Origin of the sequence: Nocardia sp. NPDC060220, from assembly GCF_042727815.1 — a bacterium.
Lineage (GTDB): Bacteria > Actinomycetota > Actinomycetes > Mycobacteriales > Mycobacteriaceae > Nocardia.
This window is the reverse complement of record NZ_JBHWZY010001099.1, coordinates 1-1,944: the sequence shown is the minus strand read 5'-3', so window position 1 is coordinate 1,944 and position 1,944 is coordinate 1. Positions and strand designations below refer to the sequence as shown.

Here is a 1,944-nt window from a genome sequence, read left to right as displayed (position 1 = left end):
CGCCGGAACTGCTCGAGCTGGCCGAACTCACCGGCATCCCGGTGGTCACCACGCTGATGGCGCGGGGCGCGTTCCCCGACAGCCACACCCTGAACATGGGCATGCCCGGCATGCACGGCACCGTCGGTGCCGTCGCCGCGCTGCAGAAGTCGGACCTGCTGATCACCCTCGGCGCCCGTTTCGACGACCGCGTCACCGGTCAGCTGGATTCCTTCGCGCCCGACGCGAAGGTCATCCACGCCGACATCGACCCGGCCGAGATCGGCAAGAACCGCCACGCCGACGTCCCGATCGTGGGCGACGCGCGTGAGGTGATCGTCGAGCTGATCGAAACCCTCAAGGCCGATCCGCAGGCCGGCGACGCACCGCTGCTGAACCTCACCGAATGGTGGGCCTACCTCAGTGGCATCCGCGAGAACTACCCGCTGGGCTGGAAGACGCCCAGCGACGGCTCGGTCTCGCCGGAGTACGTCATCGAGACCCTCGGTCGGCTCGCGGGCCCCGAGGCCATCTACTGCGCCGGCGTCGGCCAGCACCAGATGTGGGCCGCGCAGTTCATCAAGTACGAGAACCCGCGCACCTGGCTCAACTCGGGCGGTCTCGGCACCATGGGCTACTCGGTGCCCGCTGCCATGGGCGCCAAGATGGGCGCGCCGGACAAGGAAGTCTGGGCGGTCGACGGTGACGGCTGCTTCCAGATGACCAACCAGGAACTGGCCACCTGCGCCATCGAAGGGGTGCCGATCAAGGTCGCCCTGATCAACAACGGCAACCTGGGCATGGTCCGTCAGTGGCAGACCCTGTTCTACGAACAGCGCTACTCCAACACCGATCTCGGCACGCATTCCCTGCGCATCCCCGATTTCGTGAAGCTGGCCGAGGCGCTGGGTTGCGTCGGCATCCGGGTGGAGAAGGAGTCCGAGGTCGAGGACGCGATCCGTCAGGCCCAGGCCATCACCGACCGCCCGGTCGTGATCGACTTCATCGTCGGCAAGGACGCCCAGGTGTGGCCGATGGTCGCCTCGGGCACCAGCAACGACGAGATCATGTTCGCCCGCGGCATCCGTCCGCTCTTCGACGAGGACGAGTCGGTCTCCGAACCGGCCGTCATCCACGAGGCGATGGAACGCGAGCAGGCCACCTCCGAGAAGGGCGACGACGAATGAGCACCACCCACACCCTGAGCGTCCTTGTCGAGGACAAGCCGGGCGTGCTGGCGCGAGTCGCGAGCCTGTTCTCGCGCCGTGGCTTCAATATCGAATCCCTGGCCGTCGGTGGCACCGAGATCCCCGAGATCTCGCGGATGACGATCGTCGTGACCGTCGACGATCTGCCCCTCGAGCAGGTCACCAAGCAGCTCAACAAGCTGATCAACGTCATCAAGATCGTGGAGCAGGACGCCGACGCCTCGGTGGCCCGCGAGCTGATCCTGGTGAAGGTGCGCGCCGACGCGTCGGTGCGCACGCAGGTGATCGAGGCCGTGCAGTTGTTCCGCGCCAAGGTGATCGACGTGTCGCCCGACGCGCTGACCATCGAGGCGACCGGCACCCGTTCCAAGCTCGACGCGCTGCTGCGCATGGTCGAGCCGTACGGGATCCGCGAGATCGTGCAGTCCGGTGTCGTGGCCGTCGGCCGCGGCCCCAAATCGATCACCGCGACCCGCTGAACCTCCCTCAGCAACCTCCGCGATAACTTTTCCTAACCGCATTCATTCAGAAGGGACCAACCAAAGTGGCAGTCGAGATGTTCTACGACGACGACGCTGACCTGTCGATCATCCAGGGCCGCAAGGTCGCCGTGATCGGTTACGGCAGCCAGGGCCACGCGCACTCGCTGAGCCTGCGCGACTCCGGCGTCGACGTCCGCGTCGGCCTGGCCGAGGGTTCGAAGTCTCGCCCGAAGGCCGAAGAGGCCGGTCTGACCGTCGGCACCCCCGCCGAGGTC

Annotated in this window: 2 protein-coding genes and 1 pseudogene; all 3 read left to right on the top strand. The window is 66.7% G+C overall.

Features of this window, described 5'->3' with window-relative positions; genetic code table 11:
- A partial coding sequence (locus tag ACFWF3_RS34065) for a thiamine pyrophosphate-dependent enzyme (RefSeq protein WP_379318124.1) occupies positions 1 to 1,166 on the top strand: 1,166 nt, incomplete at its 5' end.
- A complete protein-coding gene (gene ilvN, locus ACFWF3_RS34060; RefSeq protein WP_019048314.1) occupies positions 1,163 to 1,666 on the top strand; it encodes an acetolactate synthase small subunit in 504 nt (167 codons plus the stop codon). The genes ACFWF3_RS34065 and ilvN, both read left to right, overlap by 4 nt.
- A 77-nt stretch (positions 1,667 to 1,743) precedes the next feature.
- Positions 1,744 to 1,944 (top strand): annotated as a pseudogene (locus tag ACFWF3_RS34055) (ketol-acid reductoisomerase); the annotation flags it as partial.